The sequence below is a fragment of the Providencia sp. PROV272 genome (assembly GCF_049901975.1).
GTDB classification, from domain to species: Bacteria; Pseudomonadota; Gammaproteobacteria; order Enterobacterales; family Enterobacteriaceae; genus Providencia; species Providencia stuartii.
Genome location: NZ_CP096292.1, coordinates 66,053 through 91,907, shown reverse-complemented (window position 1 = coordinate 91,907; position 25,855 = coordinate 66,053). Strand labels below are relative to the sequence as shown.

25 protein-coding genes and 5 pseudogenes are annotated in these 25,855 nt (G+C 49.0%); 6 read left to right on the top strand and 24 right to left on the bottom strand.

All coding sequences use genetic code 11. The features are described 5' to 3' along the window. Positions 1-275 precede the first annotated feature (275 nt). The 6 genes and pseudogenes from sul1 to aadB form a co-directional block, all read right to left on the bottom strand. Entirely contained in the window at positions 276-1,115 is an 840-nt protein-coding gene (gene sul1, locus M1E93_RS19510; protein WP_000259031.1) for a sulfonamide-resistant dihydropteroate synthase Sul1, read from the bottom strand. Then, a complete protein-coding gene (locus M1E93_RS19505) occupies positions 1,109-1,456 on the bottom strand; it encodes a quaternary ammonium compound efflux SMR transporter QacE delta 1 (RefSeq protein WP_000679427.1) in 348 nt (115 codons plus the stop codon). Before M1E93_RS19505 ends, sul1 begins: the two co-directional genes overlap by 7 nt. 116 nt (positions 1,457-1,572) lie before the next feature. Further along, positions 1,573-2,411, bottom strand: a pseudogene (gene aadA1 / locus M1E93_RS19500) (ANT(3'')-Ia family aminoglycoside nucleotidyltransferase AadA1). A 16-nt stretch (positions 2,412-2,427) separates the two neighbouring features. After that, entirely contained in the window at positions 2,428-3,228 is an 801-nt protein-coding gene (locus M1E93_RS19495) for an oxacillin-hydrolyzing class D beta-lactamase OXA-10 (protein WP_000846390.1), read from the bottom strand. Positions 3,229-3,296: 68 nt separating this feature from the next. Next, positions 3,297-3,929: a type B-3 chloramphenicol O-acetyltransferase CatB8 gene (locus tag M1E93_RS19490; RefSeq protein ID WP_048608591.1), complete on the bottom strand. Its 633-nt coding sequence runs from the start codon at positions 3,927-3,929 to the stop codon at positions 3,297-3,299. Between the two features lie 80 nt (positions 3,930-4,009). Next, complete coding sequence (aadB, locus tag M1E93_RS19485) at positions 4,010-4,543, bottom strand: aminoglycoside nucleotidyltransferase ANT(2'')-Ia (protein WP_000381802.1); 534 nt, start codon at positions 4,541-4,543, stop codon at positions 4,010-4,012. A gap of 145 nt (positions 4,544-4,688) precedes the next feature. Here aadB and intI1 point away from each other — a divergent pair, with 145 nt between their 5' ends. The 3 genes and pseudogenes from intI1 to M1E93_RS19470 all read left to right on the top strand — a co-directional run. After that, entirely contained in the window at positions 4,689-5,702 is a 1,014-nt protein-coding gene (gene intI1 / locus M1E93_RS19480; RefSeq protein WP_000845054.1) for a class 1 integron integrase IntI1, read from the top strand. Between the two features lie 305 nt (positions 5,703-6,007). After that, positions 6,008-6,565 carry a recombinase family protein gene (locus tag M1E93_RS19475; protein WP_001162012.1) on the top strand — a complete coding sequence of 186 codons (558 nt, stop codon included), beginning with the start codon at positions 6,008-6,010 and terminating at the stop codon, positions 6,563-6,565. A 2-nt stretch (positions 6,566-6,567) separates the two neighbouring features. Continuing rightward, positions 6,568-7,782 (top strand): annotated as a pseudogene (locus tag M1E93_RS19470) (DUF4158 domain-containing protein); the annotation flags it as partial. Positions 7,783-7,908: 126 nt separating this feature from the next. On the opposite strand, the gene lnu(G) reads toward M1E93_RS19470, so the two are convergent. The 3 genes and pseudogenes from lnu(G) to M1E93_RS19455 all read right to left on the bottom strand — a co-directional run. Further along, positions 7,909-8,712 (bottom strand): lincosamide nucleotidyltransferase Lnu(G), encoded by an 804-nt coding sequence (gene lnu(G), locus M1E93_RS19465; RefSeq protein ID WP_002333496.1) that lies wholly within the window; start codon positions 8,710-8,712, stop codon positions 7,909-7,911. Positions 8,713-9,030: 318 nt separating this feature from the next. Continuing rightward, complete coding sequence (locus M1E93_RS19460; protein ID WP_002333497.1) at positions 9,031-9,408, bottom strand: DUF6262 family protein; 378 nt, start codon at positions 9,406-9,408, stop codon at positions 9,031-9,033. Then, positions 9,409-10,356 (bottom strand): annotated as a pseudogene (locus tag M1E93_RS19455) (site-specific integrase); the annotation flags it as partial. Positions 10,357-10,418: 62 nt separating this feature from the next. Here M1E93_RS19455 and M1E93_RS19450 point away from each other — a divergent pair. Next, positions 10,419-11,116 (top strand): IS1 family transposase gene (locus tag M1E93_RS19450; RefSeq protein ID WP_181377631.1). Its coding sequence is split into 2 segments (ribosomal slippage): positions 10,419-10,668 and positions 10,668-11,116, totalling 699 coding nucleotides; the frame shifts between segments, so codons are not numbered across the junction. Between the two features lie 25 nt (positions 11,117-11,141). Here the strand turns inward: M1E93_RS19450 and M1E93_RS19445 are convergent. Continuing rightward, positions 11,142-12,098 (bottom strand): annotated as a pseudogene (locus M1E93_RS19445) (site-specific integrase); the annotation flags it as partial. Continuing rightward, complete coding sequence (locus M1E93_RS19440; protein ID WP_031911637.1) at positions 12,095-13,180, bottom strand: tyrosine-type recombinase/integrase; 1,086 nt, start codon at positions 13,178-13,180, stop codon at positions 12,095-12,097. The gene M1E93_RS19440 and the pseudogene M1E93_RS19445, both read right to left, overlap by 4 nt. A 135-nt stretch (positions 13,181-13,315) precedes the next feature. Here M1E93_RS19440 and M1E93_RS19435 point away from each other — a divergent pair. Next, positions 13,316-15,076: pseudogene (locus M1E93_RS19435) on the top strand (Tn3 family transposase); the annotation flags it as partial. A 78-nt stretch (positions 15,077-15,154) separates the two neighbouring features. Further along, positions 15,155-16,159, top strand: coding sequence for an IS110-like element IS4321 family transposase (locus M1E93_RS19430; protein WP_426207300.1), 1,005 nt, complete (start codon positions 15,155-15,157; stop codon positions 16,157-16,159). A 181-nt stretch (positions 16,160-16,340) separates the two neighbouring features. Here the strand turns inward: M1E93_RS19430 and M1E93_RS19425 are convergent, their stop codons facing one another. The 13 genes from M1E93_RS19425 to M1E93_RS19365 all read right to left on the bottom strand — a co-directional run bounded on the left by M1E93_RS19425 (position 16,341) and on the right by M1E93_RS19365 (position 25,710). Next, positions 16,341-16,562, bottom strand: a complete 222-nt coding sequence (locus M1E93_RS19425; RefSeq protein ID WP_000714163.1) for a hypothetical protein — start codon at positions 16,560-16,562, stop codon at positions 16,341-16,343. Positions 16,563-16,634: 72 nt separating this feature from the next. After that, positions 16,635-16,913 (bottom strand): hypothetical protein, encoded by a 279-nt coding sequence (locus M1E93_RS19420; RefSeq protein WP_000268337.1) that lies wholly within the window; start codon positions 16,911-16,913, stop codon positions 16,635-16,637. Beyond that, entirely contained in the window at positions 16,900-18,627 is a 1,728-nt protein-coding gene (locus tag M1E93_RS19415; protein ID WP_000122922.1) for a DUF7146 domain-containing protein, read from the bottom strand. The genes M1E93_RS19420 and M1E93_RS19415 overlap by 14 nt, the downstream gene beginning before the upstream one ends. Before the next feature lie 177 nt (positions 18,628-18,804). After that, a complete protein-coding gene (locus tag M1E93_RS19410; RefSeq protein WP_001077336.1) occupies positions 18,805-19,191 on the bottom strand; it encodes a hypothetical protein in 387 nt (128 codons plus the stop codon). 106 nt (positions 19,192-19,297) lie between these two features. Next, positions 19,298-19,444 (bottom strand): hypothetical protein, encoded by a 147-nt coding sequence (locus tag M1E93_RS19405; protein ID WP_001032043.1) that lies wholly within the window; start codon positions 19,442-19,444, stop codon positions 19,298-19,300. Positions 19,445-19,649: 205 nt separating this feature from the next. Further along, entirely contained in the window at positions 19,650-20,501 is an 852-nt protein-coding gene (locus M1E93_RS19400) for a hypothetical protein (protein WP_000595210.1), read from the bottom strand. Between the two features lie 74 nt (positions 20,502-20,575). Next, positions 20,576-21,133 (bottom strand): hypothetical protein, encoded by a 558-nt coding sequence (locus tag M1E93_RS19395; RefSeq protein ID WP_000064432.1) that lies wholly within the window; start codon positions 21,131-21,133, stop codon positions 20,576-20,578. A gap of 73 nt (positions 21,134-21,206) precedes the next feature. Continuing rightward, the gene (locus M1E93_RS19390) at positions 21,207-21,425 is read right to left on the bottom strand and encodes a hypothetical protein (protein ID WP_000260293.1); all 219 of its coding nucleotides are present in this window, start codon (positions 21,423-21,425) and stop codon (positions 21,207-21,209) included. A 13-nt stretch (positions 21,426-21,438) separates the two neighbouring features. Further along, positions 21,439-21,708 (bottom strand): hypothetical protein, encoded by a 270-nt coding sequence (locus tag M1E93_RS19385; protein ID WP_000184110.1) that lies wholly within the window; start codon positions 21,706-21,708, stop codon positions 21,439-21,441. Continuing rightward, a complete protein-coding gene (yfbR, locus tag M1E93_RS19380; protein ID WP_000071870.1) occupies positions 21,701-22,306 on the bottom strand; it encodes a 5'-deoxynucleotidase in 606 nt (201 codons plus the stop codon). The genes M1E93_RS19385 and yfbR overlap by 8 nt, the downstream gene beginning before the upstream one ends. Before the next feature lie 71 nt (positions 22,307-22,377). Continuing rightward, positions 22,378-22,581, bottom strand: coding sequence for a hypothetical protein (locus M1E93_RS19375; RefSeq protein ID WP_000050847.1), 204 nt, complete (start codon positions 22,579-22,581; stop codon positions 22,378-22,380). 201 nt (positions 22,582-22,782) lie between these two features. Next, on the bottom strand, positions 22,783-25,236 hold the full coding sequence (locus tag M1E93_RS19370) for a phosphoadenosine phosphosulfate reductase (protein ID WP_001187969.1): 2,454 nt from the start codon (positions 25,234-25,236) through the stop codon (positions 22,783-22,785). 87 nt (positions 25,237-25,323) lie between these two features. Next, positions 25,324-25,710 carry a hypothetical protein gene (locus M1E93_RS19365; RefSeq protein ID WP_000042274.1) on the bottom strand — a complete coding sequence of 129 codons (387 nt, stop codon included), beginning with the start codon at positions 25,708-25,710 and terminating at the stop codon, positions 25,324-25,326. Between the last annotated feature and the right edge of the window lie 145 nt (positions 25,711-25,855).

The following is a 25,855-nucleotide window of genomic DNA, read 5'->3' as shown; positions in this document are numbered from 1 at the left end:
GGTTGAGCGAGAAGGTTTTGGGTTCAGGGTGCTATTGCTCCACCAATCACAATACTGAAGCCCCAACTGTTATCAGTTGGGGCTTTTTCTTGTCTGTTTGCGGCGGTTGCGTTTTATCGGTAGTCGTCGAGCTCTGCACCATCCCACATAAGAGCTTAACGGTGCGATCTTCAACGCCATCACACAAAACTTTCTTTTTCACGCACAGTCAACTTATTGGATGTTTTATTAACAACCCAAAAGGAGATATTTAGCGGGCGGCCGGAAGGTGAATGCTAGGCATGATCTAACCCTCGGTCTCTGGCGTCGCGACTGCGAAATTTCGCGAGGGTTTCCGAGAAGGTGATTGCGCTTCGCAGATCTCCAGGCGCGTGGGTGCGGACGTAGTCAGCGCCATTGCCGATCGCGTGAAGTTCCGCCGCAAGGCTCGCTGGACCCAGATCCTTTACAGGAAGGCCAACGGTGGCGCCCAAGAAGGATTTCCGCGACACCGAGACCAATAGCGGAAGCCCCAACGCCGACTTCAGCTTTTGAAGGTTCGACAGCACGTGCAGCGATGTTTCCGGTGCGGGGCTCAAGAAAAATCCCATCCCCGGATCGAGGATGAGCCGGTCGGCAGCGACCCCGCTCCGTCGCAAGGCGGAAACCCGCGCCTCGAAGAACCGCACAATCTCGTCGAGCGCGTCTTCGGGTCGAAGGTGACCGGTGCGGGTGGCGATGCCATCCCGCTGCGCTGAGTGCATAACCACCAGCCTGCAGTCCGCCTCAGCAATATCGGGATAGAGCGCAGGGTCAGGAAATCCTTGGATATCGTTCAGGTAGCCCACGCCGCGCTTGAGCGCATAGCGCTGGGTTTCCGGTTGGAAGCTGTCGATTGAAACACGGTGCATCTGATCGGACAGGGCGTCTAAGAGCGGCGCAATACGTCTGATCTCATCGGCCGGCGATACAGGCCTCGCGTCCGGATGGCTGGCGGCCGGTCCGACATCCACGACGTCTGATCCGACTCGCAGCATTTCGATCGCCGCGGTGACAGCGCCGGCGGGGTCTAGCCGCCGGCTCTCATCGAAGAAGGAGTCCTCGGTGAGATTCAGAATGCCGAACACCGTCACCATGGCGTCGGCCTCCGCAGCGACTTCCACGATGGGGATCGGGCGAGCAAAAAGGCAGCAATTATGAGCCCCATACCTACAAAGCCCCACGCATCAAGCTTTTGCCCATGAAGCAACCAGGCAATGGCTGTAATTATGACGACGCCGAGTCCCGACCAGACTGCATAAGCAACACCGACAGGGATGGATTTCAGAACCAGAGAAAGAAAATAAAATGCGATGCCATAACCGATTATGACAACGGCGGAAGGGGCAAGCTTAGTAAAGCCCTCGCTAGATTTTAATGCGGATGTTGCGATTACTTCGCCAACTATTGCGATAACAAGAAAAAGCCAGCCTTTCATGATATATCTCCCAATTTGTGTAGGGCTTATTATGCACGCTTAAAAATAATAAAAGCAGACTTGACCTGATAGTTTGGCTGTGAGCAATTATGTGCTTAGTGCATCTAACGCTTGAGTTAAGCCGCGCCGCGAAGCGGCGTCGGCTTGAACGAATTGTTAGACATTATTTGCCGACTACCTTGGTGATCTCGTCTTTCACGTAGTGAACAAATTCTTCCAACTGATCTGCGCGCGAGGCCAAGCGATCTTCTTCTTGTCCAAGATAAGCCTGTCTAGCTTCAAGTATGACGGGCTGATACTGGGCCGGCAGGCGCTCCATTGCCCAGTCGGCAGCGACATCCTTCGGCGCGATTTTGCCGGTTACTGCGCTGTACCAAATGCGGGACAACGTAAGCACTACATTTCGCTCATCGCCAGCCCAGTCGGGCGGCGAGTTCCATAGCGTTAAGGTTTCATTTAGCGCCTCAAATAGATCCTGTTCAGGAACCGGATCAAAGAGTTCCTCCGCCGCTGGACCTACCAAGGCAACGCTATGTTCTCTTGCTTTTGTCAGCAAGATAGCCAGATCAATGTCGATCGTGGCTGGCTCGAAGATACCTGCAAGAATGTCATTGCGCTGCCATTCTCCAAATTGCAGTTCGCGCTTAGCTGGATAACGCCACGGAATGATGTCGTCGTGCACAACAATGGTGACTTCTACAGCGCGGAGAATCTCGCTCTCTCCAGGGGAAGCCGAAGTTTCCAAAAGGTCGTTGATCAAAGCTCGCCGCGTTGTTTCATCAAGCCTTACGGTCACCGTAACCAGCAAATCAATATCACTGTGTGGCTTCAGGCCGCCATCCACTGCGGAGCCGTACAAATGTACGGCCAGCAACGTCGGTTCGAGATGGCGCTCGATGACGCCAACTACCTCTGATAGTTGAGTCGATACTTCGGCGATCACCGCTTCCCTCATGATGTTTAACTTTGTTTTAGCCACCAATGATGCCCTCACTTTCCATGATTTTGGTGGGAATGGATTTTCTTAGCGGCAACTTACTTTCGTTGTCTATATCCATGTTAAAGGCGAAAAAGTAAACCTCTGTCTCCTTCTCAACCCACCCAACCCACCATGCGACACCAGGATTTGACTCAGTTCCCACACCAGAAAAACCAGTTTTTGAATGCACTAGATATTCAGGTGCCGCCTCCGTTACCAAAGCCTCTTTTACTATTAGCTGGTTTTCTTTAGATGCTGACAATTTATTTAAATATAGAGACTCTAGAAACTCCACTTGATTAACTGCGGAAATTCTAAGCTGGCCTTCCAACCAGAATTTGTCAATGCCACCACTGATATTCTGGTTGCCATAGGAAAATTTTTTAAGGTATTTCTGCATTCTTACTTCGCCAACTTCTCTGGCGATTTGTTGAAATACGGGAACAGCTGAAACTTGTATTGCCCCTCTTAAGGTCAAGTCTCTTTCCCATTGCTTCATGGCTCTTGGCTTTCCGTCCCATTTGAAAACCTGATGCTCATTCTTTATGACACCAGTTTCTAGGCCGATAATTGCGTTGGGGATCTTAAATGTTGATGCTGGAAGATATTCCTTTGATGCACGAGCTAAGTCATTGGTAGCGCAGGATTTACTGCTACTTTTACAAAGCACGAAGACACCATTGACGGCTTCGGCAGAGAACTCTTTGTTCCAAGACGTATTTTCTGTAATTGAACCAGCTAATGCCGTACTCGAAAGACACGCGATAATTACATATGCGGCAAATGTTTTCATGGCACCTTCTTGGTGGCTAACGCCAGAATTAAGCCGTGCCGCGAAGCGGCGTCGGCTTGAATGAATTGTTAGACGACAAACTCGCGCCAATACTTATGCAGACCAAAAATATTTGACGAGCACAGCAGAGGCATTGCTGTCTTAATTTTATCCAGTGGCCAGTTCCACCACTCCATCTCCATGAGCAATGAGATTTCCTCATCGGAGAAGCGCTTCTTAATTTGCTTTGCGGGACTTCCTCCGATGATGGCATAAGGCACTACATCTTTTGTCACCAACGAGCGACTACCTATCACGGCACCGTCTCCAATTTTGATTCCGGGCATAATCATTGCCTCCGAGCCTATCCAGACATCATTGCCAATGGCGGTATCACCTGCTCTTTGGAAGGCATCGAGTGCGCTTGAGAAAGCAGGTTCCTCTTGCATATAGAAGAAGGGGAAGGATGATGCCCAGTCATGCCGATGCCCCTGATTGCCAGCCATGATGAAGGAAGCCCCGCTTCCTATAGAACAAAAGCTGCCAATGATCAATTTATCAACGTCATCACGATCTGGATGCAAGTATCGCGCGCATTCATCAAATGAGTGGCCGTGATAGTAGCCAGAGTAATAGCTATAACGGCCTACTTTGATGTTTGGATTTTTCACTTGCTCAGAAAGAAGCTCCCCTTTGAAAGGGCTGTCAAAGTAGTTTTTCATCAGAGTTCGTGGAACCTTTTCTTGCCGTCTAACACCTGAGTTAAGCCGCGCCGCGAAGCGGCGTCGGCTTGGACGAATTGTTAGGCCGCATATCGCGACCTGAAAGCGGCACGCAAGACCTCAACCTTTTCCGCCCCGAGTGAGGTGCATGCGAGCCTGTAGGACTCTATGTGCTTTGTAGGCCAGTCCACTGGTGGTACTTCATCGGCATAGTAAAAGTAATCCCAGATGATCGCCTCCCAGCTGTTACAACGGACTGGCCGCCCGGCGATGACGCCCTCAGCCGCCTCTGGGCACGAGCCCTGCGGAGCCTCCGCGATTTCATACGCTTCGTCTGCCCACCAAGCAGGTTCGCAGTCAAGTAACTCATCCCCGATCTCCGCTAAGAATCCATAGTCCAACTCCTCCATGACGCGCCCGCCGAGCATTTCAACTATTGCCTCGAGCTCGCCGCGCCTCTCGCCGGGAAACGTCAGATCAATATCATCGTGCTTGCGTGTTACACGCCCTAGCCGTGCATCGATCGCCCAGCCCCCACCGATCCAGAGCGGCAGATTTCGCTCATCTGCCGCAGCTAGAATTTTGTGTATCAATGTGACCTGCGTTGTGTCCATGCGGCCTAACTTTGTTTTAGGGCGACTGCCCTGCTGCGTAACATCGTTGCTGCTCCATAACATCAAACATCGACCCACGGCGTAACGCGCTTGCTGCTTGGATGCCCGAGGCATAGACTGTACAAAAAAACAGTCATAACAAGCCATGAAAACCGCCACTGCGCCGTTACCACCGCTGCGTTCGGTCAAGGTTCTGGACCAGTTGCGTGAGCGCATACGCTACTTGCATTACAGTTTACGAACCGAACAGGCTTATGTCAACTGGGTTCGTGCCTTCATCCGTTTCCACGGTGTGCGTCACCCGGCAACCTTGGGCAGCAGCGAAGTCGAGGCATTTCTGTCCTGGCTGGCGAACGAGCGCAAGGTTTCGGTCTCCACGCATCGTCAGGCATTGGCGGCCTTGCTGTTCTTCTACGGCAAGGTGCTGTGCACGGATCTGCCCTGGCTTCAGGAGATCGGAAGACCTCGGCCGTCGCGGCGCTTGCCGGTGGTGCTGACCCCGGATGAAGTGGTTCGCATCCTCGGTTTTCTGGAAGGCGAGCATCGTTTGTTCGCCCAGCTTCTGTATGGAACGGGCATGCGGATCAGTGAGGGTTTGCAACTGCGGGTCAAGGATCTGGATTTCGATCACGGCACGATCATCGTGCGGGAGGGCAAGGGCTCCAAGGATCGGGCCTTGATGTTACCCGAGAGCTTGGCACCCAGCCTGCGCGAGCAGCTGTCGCGTGCACGGGCATGGTGGCTGAAGGACCAGGCCGAGGGCCGCAGCGGCGTTGCGCTTCCCGACGCCCTTGAGCGGAAGTATCCGCGCGCCGGGCATTCCTGGCCGTGGTTCTGGGTTTTTGCGCAGCACACGCATTCGACCGATCCACGGAGCGGTGTCGTGCGTCGCCATCACATGTATGACCAGACCTTTCAGCGCGCCTTCAAACGTGCCGTAGAACAAGCAGGCATCACGAAGCCCGCCACACCGCACACCCTCCGCCACTCGTTCGCGACGGCCTTGCTCCGCAGCGGTTACGACATTCGAACCGTGCAGGATCTGCTCGGCCATTCCGACGTCTCTACGACGATGATTTACACGCATGTGCTGAAAGTTGGCGGTGCCGGAGTGCGCTCACCGCTTGATGCGCTGCCGCCCCTCACTAGTGAGAGGTAGGGCAGCGCAAGTCAATCCTGGCGGATTCACTACCCCTGCGCGAAGGCCATCGGTGCCGCATCGAACGGCCGGTTGCGGAAAGTCCTCCCTGCGTCCGCTGATGGCCGGCAGCAGCCCGTCGTTGCCTGATGGATCCAACCCCTCCGCTGCTATAGTGCAGTCGGCTTCTGACGTTCAGTGCAGCCGTCTTCTGAAAACGACACCATGTGCAAACGATGTCAGAATAGAGTTAAATTTCCTATTGATTGACATATTCCGTCAAAGGTAATAGATTTCATCCTGACACTTTTGCCTTTGGAGGCATCTTGCAAGGTCAACGCATCGGCTATGTCCGCGTCAGCAGCTTCGACCAGAACCCGGAACGGCAATTGGAGGGTGTTCAGGTGGCGCGGGTGTTCACCGACAAGGCTTCTGGCAAGGACACCCAGCGTCCCGAGCTGGAAAGGCTGCTGGCCTTCGTCCGCGAGGGCGACACCGTGGTGGTGCATAGCATGGACAGGCTGGCACGCAACCTTGATGACCTGCGCCGCATCGTCCAAGGGCTGACACAACGGGGCGTGCGCATGGAGTTCGTCAAAGAAGGGCTGAAGTTCACCGGCGAGGACTCACCGATGGCCAATCTGATGCTGTCGGTCATGGGAGCCTTCGCTGAGTTCGAGCGCGCCCTGATCCGCGAACGTCAGCGCGAGGGAATCGTGCTGGCCAAGCAGCGCGGTGCCTACCGGGGACGAAAGAAATCGCTGAACAGCGAACAAATTGCCGAGTTGAAACGGCGAGTTGCGGCAGGCGACCAAAAAACCTTGGTGGCCCGTGACTTCGGCATCAGCCGCGAAACCTTGTACCAGTACCTGCGGGAAGACTGACCATGCCACGCCGCTCAATCCTGTCCGCCACCGAGCGCGAAAGCCTGCTGGCACTGCCAGATGCCAAAGACGAACTGATACGGCACTACACGTTCAACGAAACCGACCTGTCGGTGATCCGTCAGCGTCGCGGCGCCGCGAATCGATTGGGCTTCGCTGTGCAGCTTTGCTACTTGCGATTCCCTGGCACCTTTTTGGGCGTCGATGAGCCTCCGTTTCCGCCCCTGTTGCGCATGGTGGCCGCGCAACTCAAGATGCCAGTGGAAAGTTGGAGCGAGTACGGCCAGCGCGAACAGACACGGCGGGAGCACTTGGTCGAGCTGCAAACGGTTTTTGGGTTCAAGCCCTTCACCATGAGCCACTATCGGCAAGCCGTGCATACATTGACCGAGCTGGCCTTGCAGACCGACAAAGGCATCGTGCTGGCGAGCGCACTTGTCGAGAATCTGCGGCGGCAGAGCATTATCCTGCCCGCCATGAATGCCATCGAGCGCGCAAGCGCCGAGGCCATCACCCGTGCCAACCGACGCATTTACGCGGCGCTGACCGATTCTTTGTTATCACCCCACCGTCAGCGCCTGGACGAACTTCTCAAGCGCAAGGACGGCAGTAAAGTGACGTGGCTGGCATGGCTGCGCCAGTCGCCTGCCAAACCGAACTCTCGCCACATGCTCGAACATATTGAGCGCCTGAAATCCTGGCAAGCACTTGATCTGCCCGCAGGCATCGAGCGGCAGGTTCACCAGAACCGCCTGCTCAAAATCGCTCGTGAAGGTGGCCAGATGACGCCTGCTGATCTGGCAAAGTTCGAGGTGCAACGACGCTATGCCACGCTGGTAGCGCTGGCCATCGAAGGCATGGCCACCGTCACCGATGAAATCATCGACCTTCACGATCGCATCATCGGCAAGCTGTTCAACGCGGCCAAGAACAAGCATCAGCAGCAGTTCCAGGCTTCCGGCAAGGCGATCAACGACAAGGTGCGGATGTATGGGCGCATCGGTCAAGCGTTGATTGAGGCCAAGCAAAGCGGCAGCGATCCGTTCGCCGCCATCGAGGCCGTTATGCCCTGGGACACCTTCGCCGCCAGCGTCACCGAAGCGCAAACATTGGCGCGGCCTGCCGACTTTGATTTCCTGCACCACATCGGTGAAAGCTATGCCACGCTACGCCGCTACGCGCCGCAGTTCCTGGGCGTGCTCAAATTGCGGGCTGCAAATTTATCAAGAGTAAACTATTAAAAATCCATTAAAATCAATACTTTCACTTTGAGAACATGTATTTAAAGTAAATAACAATTAAAGCCTGTATCTTAGTTATCACTTGAGATACAGGCTTTTTATTTATTCGTTCATATAATTAAACAGTTTGCCTAAAAAATCATCGCTAATGGTTAATTGATACTGTTTTTCAACGAGATTTCGAAGTTCCATAACGAGAAGCAAAGAGTTCTTATAGGCTTCATATAGTTCTAATTCATTTAATCGGGCAGTAGTCTTTTTAAACTTTTCATAGTTTTCAGGACTAATTTCTTTTTCAAGATTCTTTGTCATATTAAACCAATTATCGGCATTTTCTTCCGCAATTCGAATGAGTTGTAGTATATTTTTTTGTAATTGAGATAAAAGTTCCAGTGAACGTGCATTTTCCCCTCTTTTAAGAACATTAATCCCCATTAACCATAGGTTGGAAAAATTATTCAATAAAAAATTTACGTTTTCTTCTGTAAGTCTATTTGGTCCCGGACCTTCCAACTCTGATAAATACAATTCTAGTTGTCCTGTTTCATCATAAATAAACATTGCTTTTGTGTCAGGAATGTAGCCTGATTCTTTGAATGAAGGAATAATATTCATTTCGTTTTCGGAAAGGAAATGAAATTCACCACGTATTAGATTTTCAAAAATTACTACTTCCGTACCGTACTCATTTTGATAGAGTAAAGTGTAGGAAGCGACTTCATTTAGCCATTTTGCTGAATCAAAGGTGGAAATTGTATCATCTTTTAGAAAAACGTAATATTCTATATCAGAGTATTGATCTCCCTCTCCTTTTGTAAAAGAGCCATACATCATACAAGCAGATATTCGTTCATCTGACTGGACAAGTTCCTTAACCCTTGCCATTAGTTCCTTTTGTTTTAACAATTCGATTCCTTCTTTCTTTATTTTGATTCAGGGAGAAATAAAAAATCCTCCCAAATAATGTTGGAAGGATTAGTCATGTCACTTTTTAAGACACTCAAATAAAACTATTTAGCCTTTTTAGCTATTCAGTCTTACATTTATTTAGTATATGGAAAAATGGGCAGACTAATCCTAAGTTTTTAAACTGAAATATACTATTTCATTTGTTAAAAATTAGATTAGTTCTTCATTGTCCACCCATCTCTCCTTTCGATTAATAGTATATTAATTTTAACACTTCAAAGTTCAAAGCACAAGTTGGTGAAACTCATAGATTAACTATTCTCTAATGTACAAATCTCCGTATAATTTTTGGATCTGGTTCCTTAATCTTATATTTTCCTCTTCTAATTCCTTTACTCTTGTTTTTAAGGTTTTAATAAGGACTTCTTCAGAACGGGAGCTTTTCTTGGGTTTTGATATTACATTTTCTGTTTTTTGCTGTTTTCGGAGAGATTCAATCCTTTGCCTAATATCATGTTCCTTATAAAGCCATGATTTAGAAACATTAGCTTCCTTTGCAACTGTGTTAAAATTAATAGTCTTACCTTCAAGCGATAGTTTAGAGATAACCTTGTCTACATTTTCTCTAGTCCGCCTGGACTTTTGCTTTGCCAAACGCACAATTTCCTCTGTATTTCGTACCTGTTTAACCATCTAACTAATCCCCTTCAGGCTGCCAATTATTTGCTCTAGTCGCTCTTTAACACGGTTATTAGTCTCTATTTGCCTTTGCCATTGCTTTTCCTTAGCGACTGCCAATAACTCCTCAGTACGATTTAACTGTTCCTCATGCTGCGATAAAAACTGCTTACTTGTACAAAAATGAGTACAATCTAAACAAGCATTGGCGTGTGGACAAGAACCTGCTATTACTGGTAATCGGCAATAACCATTTGGAAGAACTTGTGCATTAATATTTTTCTTGAACCATTGAAGATCAACATCATCGACTTCATTGTCATTATCTAACTCAATTATATCTCCATTATTAGTTACCAGTTTTTCTTTGAATTTTGTAAATTCAGCTTTAAGGGTTTCATCAAAAATATGAGCATATCTGCTTGTCATTTCAGGACTTTCATGACCCAAAAACTTTTGTACAATATGCTGCGGTACTCCGTTATTAATCATTCTTGTTCCTACTGTATGGCGAAAGGCATGGGCATGGAATCTATAAATCTCGCCTGATTTATCGACTATTTTTTGCTCATAAGCTAATTTGTTTAACTCGTCTCTAAATGTTTCTTGTTTTAATGGCGATCCATCTTTTCTTGGAAAGAGGTATTCACTATCTGGAAACTCCCATGAAACTTTATCTTCCCGAACTTTAATCAATAAAGCTACCTCTTTTGATATTGGAACTATATGCTCCTTTTTCATTTTCCATTGATAATACTTTAAAAAGTAATCTCCATCTTTGTCCTCTAATAGACAACCTTTTTTCAAGGTGCACAATTCGCTTATCCTCATCCCACATTCTTGGACTATCATAGTCATCGTAGCTATATATTCGGGTAATTTATCAAGATGACTGTTCAATTGCTCCAGAACGTATTCATCTATAAAACGAGGTTTTGCTCTCGGTATTTTGGGATAGTCTTCTGGGTTATGTATCCAATCCGGTGATTAACCTGTAATATAGGGTAATTTACCGGAGAATAGTCATGGCTAAAGTCGATGTAAGGTGCCCATTTTGTCAACAAACTCCCTCAGTAAAAAAACATGGATTAGGAAGCACTGGCCATCAACGCTATCGTTGTCAAGATTGCTGTCGAAGCTTTCAACTCGATTATGAATATCGCGCCTGCCAACCTGGGACTAAAGATAAAATTATCGATCTTACGATGAATAATGCCGGTATTCGTGATACCGCTAGAGCCCTTCATATCAGCATTAATGCGGTTGTTCGTACTTTAAAAAACTCTCGCCGAGGCAGGTAACCTCTTTACCTCTTGATAATCTGCATATTGAACTTCTTTGTGAAGTGGATGAACAGTGGTCTTTTGTTGCTAGCAAGAAGCAACAACGCTGGCTCTGGTATGCTTGGGAACCTCGCCTAAAACGAATTATTGCTCATACATTTGGTCGTCGAAATAAGAAAACGCTTCACCAGTTATTGGTATTACTCTCTAGATTTAATGTGGCTTTTTGGTGTACCGATAAGTTTAATGCTTATGAGATATTGCCGAAGGAAAAACACGTAGCCAATAAGTTTTATACACAACGAATTGAACGTGAGAACTTAAACCTAAGAAACCGTTTAAAGCGACTTAACCGTAAAACGTTAAGCTACTCAAAGTCAGCAGAAATGCACGACAAGATCATCGGCACGTTTATTGAACGCGAACACTACCTATTATGATGATCTACATATTGAATACATGGCCGTCTTCTGGATAGATTAACACCTTGGAAGGAATATCATTCCATTCTAGCCTTAGAAGGGTACTAAATAGTCCTTCCAATATAGAGATCCTCCCAGTTATTGTGCTAGGCTTTATCCCCATCATATTTAATTCGCTTAAATATGCTTCAATTTCCATTCTCGTTAATTGGTTTATTCTCTGAACGTGTTTAAAATTCATGTCCAAGAAATTAAAGAACTCTTTAAGTTTTTGGGCGATATCACATACATAGGAAAAGCTATCCGTATTTAATCTCAATTTACAATATCTTTTTACGAGTTGTTTAAAATACGTATTGCGAACCCCTTTAAAGTTAATTACATATTCATATTGTGTCGGATTAACCTTATCATCTGGCAAAGGTAACTTACGTCTATCCCAAATGTCTTTATCCCACTCCTCCCCATCAAAATAAAAGTCCTCATAAAACTCCATAAATTGTTTTAAATTAGTAACATAGTAAGAATTAGCTTCTACAGCTATTTTTTCTTGATTAGCAGTAATCTTATAATTAGTAGTGGTAATTCTAACACCCTGTTCTGTCAAATATGTCCTATATTCCGTCATTGCTTTTTTAATAGGAACTTCAGTAATTGAAGTAATGTTAGGATACTTTAAATCTAAAAAATCTAACATTCTATTAATTACAGTTCCTTTTCTAATCCATACAGTTTTTGCATTCCATATTCCATTATTTAAATGGTAAAAATAAAAATATTTCAATTCTGTTCTTAACCACAGATTTTTAACACGTTCAAAACGAACCCACCGATTTCTTAAAGTAGGGTTCTTACTTAATTCTATGGCAGAAGGATGCGGACATTTCCTTATATCCCAACTATTATTAGCCCAAAATCCCTGCAATTCTTCATTCATTGCAGCTATTTTCTTACTGATCTCACTCTGACTGATAATTTTCCTTTTACTAGAATCATTCATTTCTTATGTTCCTTTCTCTCAAGATATTTATTAAACTCATTTTTCATATCTTGATCTGAAAGATGAACATAGGTATTTAACGTTGTTTGAACATGTGCATGGCCCAACCTCTTTTGAACGTGTGCAACATCCCATCCATCCCTAATTAGCTGCGTTGCATGAGTGTGGCGTAGCATATGCGGCGTAAACTCTATTCTAGTTCTTTTAACTATTCTTCTAACTAGATCAAGAACACTTTGGTACTTTAGTGGTTTTCCAAAATAGCCTTCTTTTAAAGAAATAAAAACATAATCATGCTCCAAGTCCTCACCATACTCATATACCAAATAATCTGTATAAAGTGCCATAAGTTCTTTACTCACATGTATTGTTCTTTCCTTCCTTAATTTAATATAGGCCTCATTAACATTAACGTCTCTGGGTGTTAAATGGATTTGATTGTCCCAAGTGGCAATATCCTCAAGCCTTAGCGATAACACTTCACCGATTCTTAAACCACCCTCATACATAAGCATTAAAATTAATTTATCCCTCTTCGTATGACAAGCATCAATAATTTGCTTAACTTCCTCTGATGTTAGTGTTCTTATCTGCTTCTTTTTAACCCTTAACTTTAAGATATTCTTTTGATATTTACCCTTATTAATATGATGTAAAAACCCCTTAAAATTTCTCCCCTTTGCTTGTTTAAATACATCAATTGACTTAAATTCTCCTAATCTACTTAAATATTCCAGATAACTCATAACAGCATTTAAAATTGTATTCACTGTCGTTTCTTCTCTTATGGCTTCTTTTGACTGGAGATCAATTACATTTGCTGCTGTTGGGTATCTCAACCAACCTACAAAATCTGCTAATTTCTCAAAGTTAATATCATTAAGGGTAATCCCCCTCTGTTCCATAAACTCATATAGCAACTTTAAATGATAGCAGTATGCTTTAATGGTATTTGGTGACTTACCAGTATTATCTAGATATTTTATAAACCTCATTACTGGTTCTATTACCTGATATTCTTCATCTAGCAATAAATACAATGGATATGGCTTATTCTCCACTTTTATCCTTTGAACCTTCACATCCTCCCACCTCTCTTTAACCACTTTAACTACTATAAATTATAGACCTTGTTAATTTTTATTTAAAGTAAAAACCTCCCTAATATCCCCCTCCTAAACTACTTTAACTACTATTATTCATTATACTATGGATAAGCGCCCGCCGCCAAGGGTGTGCTCGATGCCATCGACATGCTGCGCGGCATGAACAGCGACAGCGCGCGCAAGGTGCCCGCCGATGCGCCAACCGCATTCATCAAGCCGCGCTGGGCAAAGCTGGTTCTGACCGACGACGGCATCGACCGGCGTTACTACGAGTTATGCGCCCTGTCGGAGCTGAAGAACGCGCTGCGCTCCGGTGATGTCTGGGTGCAGGGTTCTCGCCAGTTCAAGGACTTCGACGAATACCTGGTGCCGGTCGAGAAGTTCGCCACTTTGAAGCTGGCCAGCGAATTGCCGCTGGCAGTGGCCACCGACTGCGACCAATACCTGCATGACCGGTTGGAATTGTTGGAGGCGCAACTCGCCACAATCAACCGCATGGCTGCGGCCAACGACTTACCGGATGCCATCATCACCACCGCGTCAGGCCTGAAGATCACGCCGCTGGACGCGGCAGTACCAGACGCCGCGCAAGCCATGATCGACCAGACAGCTATGCTGCTGCCGCACCTCAAAATCACCGAGTTGCTGATGGAGGTCGATGAATGGACGGGCTTCACCCGCCACTTCACACACCTGAAGACCAGCGACACGGCCAAGGACAAAACCTTGCTGTTGACGACGATCCTGGCCGACGCGATCAACCTGGGTCTGACCAAAATGGCCGAGTCCTGCCCTGGCACCACCTACGCCAAGCTGTCTTGGCTGCAAGCCTGGCACATCCGCGATGAAACCTATTCGACGGCGCTGGCCGAGCTGGTGAATGCGCAGTTTCGGCAACCCTTCGCCGGCAACTGGGGTGACGGCACCACGTCATCGTCGGACGGCCAGAACTTCAGAACCGGCAGCAAAGCAGAAAGCACTGGTCATATCAACCCGAAGTATGGAAGCAGTCCAGGACGGACTTTCTACACCCATATCTCCGACCAGTACGCGCCCTTCAGTGCCAAGGTGGTCAACGTGGGCATTCGTGATTCAACTTACGTGCTTGATGGCCTGCTGTACCACGAGTCGGACTTGCGCATCGAGGAACACTACACCGACACGGCAGGCTTCACCGATCACGTGTTTGGCTTGATGCATTTGCTGGGATTTCGCTTCGCGCCGCGTATCCGTGACTTGGGCGAAACCAAGCTATTCATCCCCAAGGGCGATGCCGCCTATGACGCGCTCAAGCCGATGATTAGCAGCGACAGGCTGAACATCAAGCAAATACGCGCCCATTGGGATGAAATTCTGCGGCTGGCCACCTCCATCAAGCAAGGCACGGTAACGGCTTCGCTGATGCTGCGCAAACTCGGCAGCTACCCGCGCCAGAACGGCTTGGCCGTGGCGTTGCGCGAGCTGGGGCGCATCGAGCGCACGCTGTTCATTTTGGATTGGCTGCAAAGCGTGGAGCTGCGCCGCCGCGTCCATGCGGGGCTGAATAAGGGCGAGGCGCGCAACGCGCTGGCCAGGGCGGTCTTCTTCTACCGATTGGGTGAAATCCGCGACCGCAGTTTTGAGCAGCAGCGCTACCGGGCCAGCGGCCTCAATCTGGTGACGGCGGCCATCGTGTTGTGGAACACGGTATATCTGGAGCGTGCCACCAGTGCTTTGCGTGGCAACGGCACGGCGCTGGACGACACATTGTTGCAATATCTGTCGCCGCTGGGGTGGGAGCACATCAACCTGACCGGCGATTACCTATGGCGCAGCAGCGCCAAGGTCGGTGCGGGGAAGTTTAGGCCATTGCGACCGCTGCCACCGGCTTAGCGTGCTTTATTTAATGAGATGGTCACTCCCTCCTTCCCGGTACTATGCTGAGGACAGGCTTTCATTCGGAGAACTATCATGGAAAACATTGCGCTCATTGGTATCGATCTGGGTAAAAACTCTTTCCATATTCATTGCCAGGATCGTCGCGGGAAGGCTGTTTACCGTAAAAAATTTACCCGGCCAAAGTTGATCGAATTTTTGGCGACATGCCCCGCTACAACCATCGCAATGGAAGCCTGTGGCGGTTCTCACTTTATGGCACGCAAGTTGGAAGAGTTGGGGCATTCCCCAAAGCTGATATCACCACAATTTGTCCGCCCGTTCGTTAAAAGCAATAAAAACGACTTTGTCGACGCCGAAGCTATTTGTGAAGCTGCATCGCGTCCGTCTATGCGTTTTGTGCAGCCCAGAACGGAATCTCAGCAGGCAATGCGGGCTCTGCATCGTGTCCGTGAATCCCTGGTTCAGGATAAGGTAAAAACAACCAATCAAATGCATGCTTTTCTGCTGGAATTTGGCATTAGCGTTCCCCGAGGAGCTGCCGTTATTAGCCGACTGAGTACCATTCTTGAGGATAATAGTTTGCCTCTTTACCTCAGCCAGTTATTGCTGAAATTACAACAGCATTATCACTATCTTGTTGAGCAGATTAAAGATTTGGAATCCCAGTTGAAACGAAAGTTGGACGAAGATGAGGTTGGACAGCACTTGCTGAGCATTCCCTGCGTCGGAACACTGACAGCGAGTACTATTTCAACTGAGATTGGCGACGGGAAGCAGTACGCCAGCAGCCGTGACTTTGCGGCGGCAACAGGGCTTGTACCTCGACAGTACAGCACGGGAGGTAGGACGACATTGCTGGGAATTAGTAAGCGAGGTAATAAAAAGATCCGAACTTTGTTGGTTCAATGTGCCAGGGTATTCATACAAAAACTGGAACACCAGTCTGGCAAATTGGCCGATTGGGTCAGGGATTTACTGTGCCGGAAAAGCAACTTTGTCGTCACTTGTGCTCTGGCAAACAAGCTGGCCAGAATAGCCTGGGCCCTAACGGCACGACAGCAAACTTATGTAGCATAACGGCAGAAATACACCGGTTTAAAGAATTACTGATCTGGTTTTGCGAATACTGATATTGATGATACTAACGGCCCACCGGCCTGTTGAGGAACCTGTAAAACGGAAAGGCTCATTGAAGCCGTATATTTTCTGGAGGTTCATCAGGCGCGGAACTCATCAAGGCGCGGGAATAAAATCCCATTCAGACGCCGGATAGATTCAAGCAAGCCAACTTGTCGTCAAAATCGGTGTTGCAAAAACGGGAGTGACCATAGATTCCGTTTTCTGAGACGACCCCTACAATACCGACACCGATGGCTGTTACGGCGACCTTACGCAGGTCTTCACCGATAGCTCCCAGAGTCTTCTTGTCAGGAGAGAAAAGACGCACAAACCACGTCTTAATACGCAAAAACTTTTTCATGATTACCTCCATAGTTGAAGAGGAGGCGAATCATGCCTGAGAGGGCATGAACACCCCCTCAGGGTTAAAGTTTTAGGCAGACAAAGCTGTTGGCTTCGCCTTGTTCATCTTCATTGAGTTAATGATCTTCGTCGCTTCATCAGCAAACGGGCCAGTAACTTGGATAGGCTCCCTTCTTGCGAAGGAGGCTGTCACCATCATTCTCTGGCCGTGCATCAGATGACGATACCGAGACCGCATAAGCTCAACGTAGGCCGCAGAGTCCCCCTCCCACCCCTCAGGGGGAGAGAAGGGGCACACCGCGTCGTTACCAGGCGTTGTATCAACCTTCGAGACATCAATGACGGCCATACTCAGCTCTCCTTCTCGCAATGAAATCGCGCAGGTAGCGAGCATTCGGGAAACCGAGGCTTCCCTGACTCATCAGGACATCGTTCCAGTCAATCCCTTTCGCTCTGGGCGGGATCGGGAGCTTAGGCAGCAGGACGTACACACGAATGCCGCGCTTCTCCAGCTTGGCTTTCAGCACGTTCGCTGACTTCTCCCCAGTCACAGACTTATCTTTGTCAGCCCAGATCAGTACGGTGTGAACACCTTCTGGAACCTCGAAGGACTCCATTAGGGTGGCATTGACCGTTGACCAAACCGGGATTTGAGTGACTCGATAAGCTGACAGAGCTGTTTCCAGCCCTTCTGCAACACCCAGGATACCCTCAGTCGGTTCACCGAGGCGGATGGCCGCGCCATTGACATCCAAACCGTCAGGAATGGGCATCATCTTTTTGGCGTTGCCGACCTTGGCTTTTTTACCGTTTTGGGTGAGATAGGTGCGGTGGAGCGTTACCAGGTTGCCTTCCACATCTCGGATAGCGCAGACGATAGCCGGGAATTTCCCAACTTCATTGCCATCTTCGTCGTAGTAGGCCATAGCCGGATTGAACCGCAGACAGTCTGTTTTTTCTACTTCATCAACTTTGAACAGCAGCTCGCGGTTTTTGAAGTACAGACGCATTGGCTCAGTCACATGACTGGAGAACGGCAAACACTCGTTCCATACCTTCTCGATTTTCTCACGGAGACGAGCACTGTAAGCGCGTTCGCGCTCCATTCTCTTCTCCATTTCTTCTTGGAGCTCAAGCAACCAAGGCTTAGGTTGTTCACGAAACATCGGAACAACTTTCGGCTTATTTTCGCTGCTTTGCTCTTCCGGTTGTGTGGCCGCAGGTTGTACTTGCGGTGCCGGAGTTTCTACCTTGCGGTTGACCACAGGGGCCGACTCAACATGGTGACTCACCGGCTCAACACCACCGTTCGAGCGAGCGCGGAACTGCGTTACCGTAGCGCCGCGACGTTCCACCAGCCAGGTGTTGCGATGCGTTTGCATAGGTTGTTCTCTCACAACATTCCCCTGCTCGTCCTTAACTTCAACGACGACAGTTACAGGCTCGCGCCCGAGGTTTGTCATGACGATCTCATCCCCATACTTGGCTTCACTTTCACCAATGGCTCTTTCAAGATCCACGCCCCAGATGGTGCGTTCCAAACCGCTCTTGTCACGGATGAAGGCAAAGTAGCTGAGCTCGTTGTCTTCGTTATGCTCATAAGGAGCTTTACCGTGGGCAATCAGAGTACCGGCAATGGATTTTTTACGATTCTTGGAATCGAGAACCTTGTTATTCACCTTCATAGGCTCTTGCTGAACAGGCGCTTTGGCCTGGACAGGAGCTCGTGTCGGTGCAGCGGCTTGTTGATACTGGGGTTGCTCTTTCTCAACGCCCAGATAATCACCAACCTCGCTCAGGCACTGTTTAAAGTCCCAGTTATTGAGCCACATCAGCAGCTCAAAACCATCATGATTGGCACCGCATGTATTGCATACGCCGCCACCAGTCAGGTGGGCATCCTTGAACAGTCGGAAGCCATCTTTCCCGCCGTGGATAGGACAAGAAACATGACGACCAGGTTTACGGAGAGCTGGTTCAAGATGGGGCGCTAGGGCCGCCAGGATGAATAGCCAGTTTCCGTTTGCAGCTTCACGAACGGTGTCAGCTTTGTAGTAAGACATAGGTTTTCTCCTTAGCGTGAACCCCAGCATCGAGGCTTCCTTAAACCCCCGTCGCCAGGGTTTTAAGGAAACCCCGACACCGGGAGAATGTGCCAAGGAGGCTCCCCAGCCGGGGAGTTCTCCCCGGCGAGGGGTTTAAAAAGGTCGCCCCCGAAACGGAGGCGAATTTTGTGAATATCACAAGCACAAATGAGCGCCCTCTTCCGAGGCCATCATGATTGTGACATCTGCGGTTACAGGATCTGACTTAATCACAACCTCAGTGGGTTTGAAAAAGCCATCTACAGTGGGCATGGGGTAATAAAGACGAATCTTTCCCCAATTCTTGTTGTCGGTAAAAGCGACCTTTGTTTGAGCAACACAAAGCTGCAAAAACATGAAAAGGAAGTCTTCTACCGAGTGCTTACCATCTGCACCAAATACTCCATCGACAATTGCCGGGGTCACTGCCACATTGGTCAGGAAACCAGCTTGTTTACCGATGGAAGATTGGTCCACCAGCAGACCATCATTGATGGCTTGTTGACGGATTTGGGCGAGGTCCAATTTAGCTACTTGGTTCATAAGGTGTACTCCAAAGTTAATGGGTACACCTACCCCGTGCGGGGAAGTGTACCCGCATGGGTTATTGAAAGGTCACGGCCAAAGCCGAGCTTTAAGGTTCCGAGTTTTACGCTGGCTGAATGCGCCAAAGAACGGTCGGAGGAAACGAGTCAGCGACACGCTTCACATTCGCGTAAAGAGTGTCCGTAAAGACACGCTCTAAGCGACGACCACCTTGACGATAAACCAACTTAAAGTCTTGGAATTTGTTCATGGATACCTCCAGAAATAACGGGAGGTATCTCCAGCAGGAGATAGACTCCCGCAGGGATTAATAAATTAACGTTAATTTGCTGTTTGTTTTTGGCGACCAGCTATCGCACTTTTCGCTCTCCGAAGAGAACAAAATCTGCTTACTGATGGTATTCACCATGAGTAAGAAGACTTGGGAAGTAAAGCAGGGGTTTCCCCCTGCCTTGTTATGCCGCTTTGAGGTGGCGAGAGAAAAAGTCCCTGGTTTGCTGGATAGCTCCCCGGAGAAGTTCTCGTCTGTAGCCAGCGTAGCTCTTGTCATCACTGGCAACGGTCAAGCCGTGCAGACTCTCTTCACCCAGGACAATCTCGTTTTCACGAGAGAGTACCTCAACACGTAGGCCAAGCACTCGCTCTTTCCCTTCCAGGATAGAACAAATTGTTTGGTCTCTTACTTCGTCATCCCAGTGGCCCATATCGAAATCCCGCTCAGGGAGTTCAGTAACACGCACCAGGTAGTTTTCAGTGGCCCGTTCCCAAACCACTTCATCTTCGCATGGAGAGGCCTCGATCAGCGAGTACCCGTCCGCTTCGAGCTTCTTGGAAAGACTTTTTACATCATCCGCCAGCTCCAGCACAAAGCGTTCCCAGAGGTCTTGCCAGCGCTCGACCATATCCTGGTTAATCCCTTCAATGCCGGTGCCAATCATGGAATCATCATCAGGGAAGATCCCTGTGAAGTCCACGTTGTCGTCGATGTTCATGCAGTTCCAATGGCTGTAGTGATGCCCGTGACTATTCCGAGTAATGGACAGGTCACAGGAACCATATTCGCGGAGGACAGAAAGCATATTCTCAATGTCTTTCTGTGCCATCAGGTTCTTCACGCGGCTGACAGCATCCACTTGGCCGGGCTCAGTGCTGAATAGGCGATTCATGAGAGCTTTGACGTCATCAACGCTCAAATCCCCGTAGAAGGCTACGCCATCCCCCTGGCAGTATCCGAGACTGTACTCAATCGTCAGATCATCCGGGTATCCACACTTAACCAGTTCGTTTTGAAAATGCTGTTTAATCATTGGTATCTCCTTAATTTCAGAGGGAGACACCATCCCCTCAGGGACCGATGTCCCCCGTGGGGTTAATGTTTGGGTTAAGAAGCCTTGCGGCTTAATTCAGTATCAAATCGAGGACCTTTGAGAACCGCAGTTTTCATAACCTCGAAGTTTCTTGGGTAACGCAGCTTTGAAACTGCGCCAGCTCGGATGTCGGCAGCCTCACTTGGAGAGACTAGCCTTAACCCTTCGCTGGTTTCAGCGTAGAACCAACCGGCATAACGCTCATAGGCATTCTGCTGGTACTGTTCAGTCGCCATATTCTTCCGGATCGCCTCTGTTAAGGCCTCAACAACACCGTCATCTTTCGTGATGATGTTGAAAACATGAGAGACAGTCAGGAAGTTCCCAAAGAAGCAGGCTGCCCCAAGCCAAGGCTGGAACATTTCGCCATTTCGCCCCGTCCTCACCATTGGTTCAAACGGGTATGGGCGATAACAGTGATACTGCTCAAACATCGGGTCAAGAACGTTGTCACCCAGGACATCCAGTAAAGTCTGAATACTGTCCGGGTCTTGGCCTGCCCACTTACTCCCATTGCTGAGAATCAGTGTTTTACCGTCAGTACGCTCCAGAGCTTGTTCAAAGTTAGACATAGTGCATTCCTTTTGGTTAGGACGCACCACACCCTCTCGGGATGATGCGCCCGAGTGGGTTAGTTGAGAAGGCTTAGCCGTCAAGTCCGTAAATTACGGCGGAGCCGGGCTCCATCTCGACAACTTGTGCGCTTCCTTCTTCTATCAGCTCCTGCATGTAACCAGACTCAGCATCCGGATTACGTTCGCAGTGTTCGTCCCAGCGTTTCAAAAGCCCTTCTGTGGCTTGTCCGTGGGTCTCACCAAGGCCGATAAACTCATAGTGTCCTGTGTTTACGATGATCACCACCATAGCTAGTGCTCTCCTACAGGTCACTTGGTACATACAGGTCATCTTTGATGGCAGAAAAATCGACAGGAGACTGGTCCCCATAGGTTCGATTCACGCCACCAGCATCATCGACACTGACAAAAACCGTGCGGAGTAAACCGCTGGGCTTTGCAGGGTAAACGATGCTGACATGCTGACCTTTGTACTGTTCTGACAAAGTGCTTTGAAGCTCATCAACCGAACGGAATTTCCGGTCGCGGCCAAAGTCCTTAATCTTGATGTCGCCAGGGATTGGATTAGTCATCGTTACCCCCTGCCAGCAGTTTATCTACTGAATGGCCGAGTCCGTTACCAAACCATTTGTCCAGAGCGTCGATTTCCGGGAAGTCCGATTTCACCTGAGCAACAACACGTTCCATTTTGCTGAGAGCATCCTGGAACTCAAGGCCATTACCTGCGGCCACCTCAAGTTTGCACTTGATGTAAGCGGAGTAGGTATCACAGGCCTTAACCAGTGATTGTTCATAGCCACCGGGAGCGAAGGCTATGGCGACTGCATCCTGGAGTTCTTCGGGAAGAGTCTGGATGAGTTTGTCCTCTGCGGCCTTTTCCAGTCGTTCAAACTCACGCTGCAAAACAGCGTTTGCTTTCTTGACCGGTGTTACAACATCCGAACAGAGAACCTCGGCTGCATCATGCAACGAAGCATGAGCAAGCATGACTGCCAGATCCACCGACTTCCCTTGCTGAATGGCAATATTGCCAGCCAGGTAGGAAAGCAGGGTAACAACAGCGCTGTGTTCCAACACAGACTCCGGTTGAACAGAGTGCATCAGTGACCAGCGTTTGATCAGGCGTTGGCGCAAGGCCAGAGCTAGAAAGCCGAAATTTGAATTAGACATAGTGCCTCCAAAATTGGTTGGAGGTACACCAAAGCCGACCGGGCCTTGGTGTACCCGGTTGGGTTACTTAGTTATCTCGGGTCAAGCTGCTTAGCTATAGCGAGTAAAAACGGATGGAATGGATGATCTTGCGGGACACCCCCAACAAGCTCACGGGCTAAACCGACTGAGTTTGTAGCCAACACCTCTTTGACGGCCAGAATGATTTCATTGTCGATTTCATCCTGGATCTTTCGTTGTTGGTCCACCAGCCGACTTAACTTGTCTAGGCTCATGCTTCTCTCCTTTGTTTGTGGGAGAGAACCCAGGAGGGGTTTCCTCCCGAGGGGTTAGGTTATTGCTGTTTTGGGCCAGCTACCGTTATAGCCAGCAAGCGCTGACAATGAACAAAGAGTATGACAGCCACCTAAAAGGGTAAAACGCTGTAATTGCCCTTTTGGGGTGCAAAAGAAAAAGCCCTCCCGAAGGAGGGCTTTTTATGCGGCCAAGGACAAGCCTTGCTGTCCTCTTTGCAACTCTGTGTCGTCGCGGCGATGTAAGCGTTGAACCGCCTTGATCATCGTTCTGACATGTCGCTCCAAAGAGGCTGGATGGCGTTTTGACAGTAGGTTGATCCAGTCGAGATAGATAGCAAGCGCGGAACCTTCGGTTAGGGCTGCCTGTATCGCCTCATACTGCCCTACGGCACTCTGGACCACATCATTCATCCACTGGGCGTCAGTATTGTCCAAGAGCTCGCAGAGGGCCGTATAAGCCTTCCTTCTGGTCGCGGCCATGTAACGACGAATGTTGGCGTTTCCGCTCCCCTCTCGCCCTTCCATGACGCTCATACAGAATGCGCTGGAGTAACAAAGCATCGCGTCAGTCACGTAGTTAAACCATCGCTCCTGATGCCGTTTCTGTTCTTCCATTGCTTCCTGGTCAAGTTGCTTCTCGATGAACAACCCCGTCGGAGTACGGTGGTGCAGATGGTACTTGAACGTTAAGTGCAAGTTGACCCACCAGCGTACCGTTGCCAGTCTTCCCTTGATTTTTCGCTTCACCAGATCTTTGTACTTAGCATCGCTAAGCACTTTGACATCCTTGCGCTGTTGGATTCCTTCCATCGTCTGTAGCCCTGTAAGGCCCATCTGGTGGTAGGTTTGACCTCTTTGCATCATACGGTGATACAAAGCGCCTTTTCCTTTCGCAAGCTGGATTGCTCCGAACCGAAGGTAGAACTGCGCTGCACTACCGGGCGTATAATGTCCCTTTAGTACAGACTCCCTTAGTCGCGGGTATTCGTTCCAGATGATGAACGCAGCGGAGTCGGGATCGACTTTCACTTCATCATCTTCTGCGAAGCAAACCACCCTTCTCTTTCCGTCTGCGGTATTGATCACTTGCGCTGCCAACGGGTCATCCCCGCCGTCAAAGTAAGCCATTTCCGCTAACGGATCGGCCAAGCCATCAGAAAGCGAACCATCGCCCCAGCGACCAACCTTCAACCACAATGGCTTCGGAATTGGTGACTGAGGAACGGTTTCACACTGCGGCTCGTCTTCCAGCAAGTCCAGATCACCCATCGACCAAACCCTGTGGTAAATCTCCAGGGCATGGAAAGGCTTATCATTGAAATGATGGAAGGCCCACATGAAGTCGATATGGACTAAAGCCTCTTCCGATATGATCCGGAATTGTGGCTCTGCCATTCGACGGTTCCAGTCGTTATCCTCTGCTTGACCAGTAGCCAGCTTGTATGCCAGCTCATCAGCTCTCTTTTGCTCCATGTAGTCCATGCTGCAACAGACATGAAGCAATCGTTCTAGGAAAACAGGACTGTAAACGTCCGGCTGTATTTTGATGTATCCGCCCTCGTAAATCGTTCGACCTACGGGATGGCGGTCTTCCCATGCGTACCGGCGTTTTGCCAAGTAGCGCTGGATGCGGTTCAGCCCCGACATATAGCCATGCCTTTCAGGGTCCGTGGCAAGCAACGTCTCCATTGACTTATCCAACCCAACAGCCTGGCAAGCCCAGCAACCGAAGCGAGCGCCACAGGCGTCACTGGCCTTCTTCTCTGTTGCCGACCACACGCACTCCCCTGTTGCCGCCTTGTAAAGCTCTGCCGTAGTGACATTGCTCTCCAAGTAACTTGGCAGAGGATATGCTGAGCCCATGCCAGCGGATAGTAAGAACTCCCAGACATCACTCGCCAACCAGTTTTTCACCACATACAGCTCACCCCCATCTTTCGTCTTAATGACGCGATCTGAGCTTCCTCGCTGTTTTGCAATGTTGGCCGCACGAATAGTGCTTTCAGCATCACGACTGCCCAGCAAAAGGCAGACTTTCTGTCGAACCTCTTTGGGAAGCTCTCGCATATAAGCTGCCTTCGCTCTTTTGGCAGAGGTGATTTTTAAATCCTGGCTACACTGGCGGGCCGTGGAGTTGGAAAACGTAGGCAACCCCCTCCCAGTAAGGATTCGGCCCGTCCAACTCTGCGAGATCCCAGGCTTTGCTAGAACGATGGTCAGAGGAAGGTTTTCCTTCGCAATGAAACGCTCCAGCTCGGCCAGTTTCTGATCCGCCAGCCACCTTACCTCTGGGCTTTCGATCAGTGTGTCAGTGTGCAAGATGAAGTGGTGCTGGCTGATGGTCGCCCCACTCCTTACAGCCCGGATCAGGGCCATCAGGAACAGGTGCAAGACCGTTTCAGAATCTTTACCACTGGAATAGCCGATCATCATGGTCCACCCATCAATTAAGGCCGTGTGAATGGACTCAACCGATGACGTGATCAACGATGACAGACTGGTTCCTCTACTGGCATCAACGAAGTTCAAATCCTCGTTATCAGTCAGTTCTGACCAAACAGAATCCCACTTATCCCCACGCAAAAGCACTGGGATGGGTTGTTCTGATAGATCAAAGTTTAATGTTTGTTGCATAGGGCCTCCTGGATTAGCAGGGTGCCCATCCCTTCCGGGAAAGCACCCCGGTAGGGTTAAAATTGAATCCTGGCTATCAGACCTGAACTAGCTGCTACTCGACATCTGGTTGTCTTCGTATTGCTGCTTGGCCTGTTTCACCAGATCAATGTCACCGTCTTGCAGCTTTTGAATATCAAGCTGTAGACGAGCCTTGTGTTTCAACAGTTCAGCGACCGCATTATCAATGTGATCAATGAGCGATTGGTTTTTTTGGATGGTGTAACTGTTGAGTTCATCGAGCAGGGGCCATGCAACACTCGAATGAGTGTTGAGCAATGGGTACTCTGCTTCGATCTCACAAACCACACCGTTTGCTCCTTCTCTGTAATGAGGGAACCCGACACGCAGACCGATACGACGATCCAGCGCTGCATTCACAGTACATTCCAAAGAAGTTCGGTTTGAAAAAACATCGTTGACGTTTTTAGACATGCTATATCTCCGTTCAGTTTATGACGGAGCCCCCCTAACAGGAGGTGCTCCCGTCAGGGTTGATAATTTGCTGTTTGTTTTTGGCAGCCAGCTACCGCACTTGAGCGCCTAAGGCACTTTCCGAAGCACCCTGGGAAACCGAGAT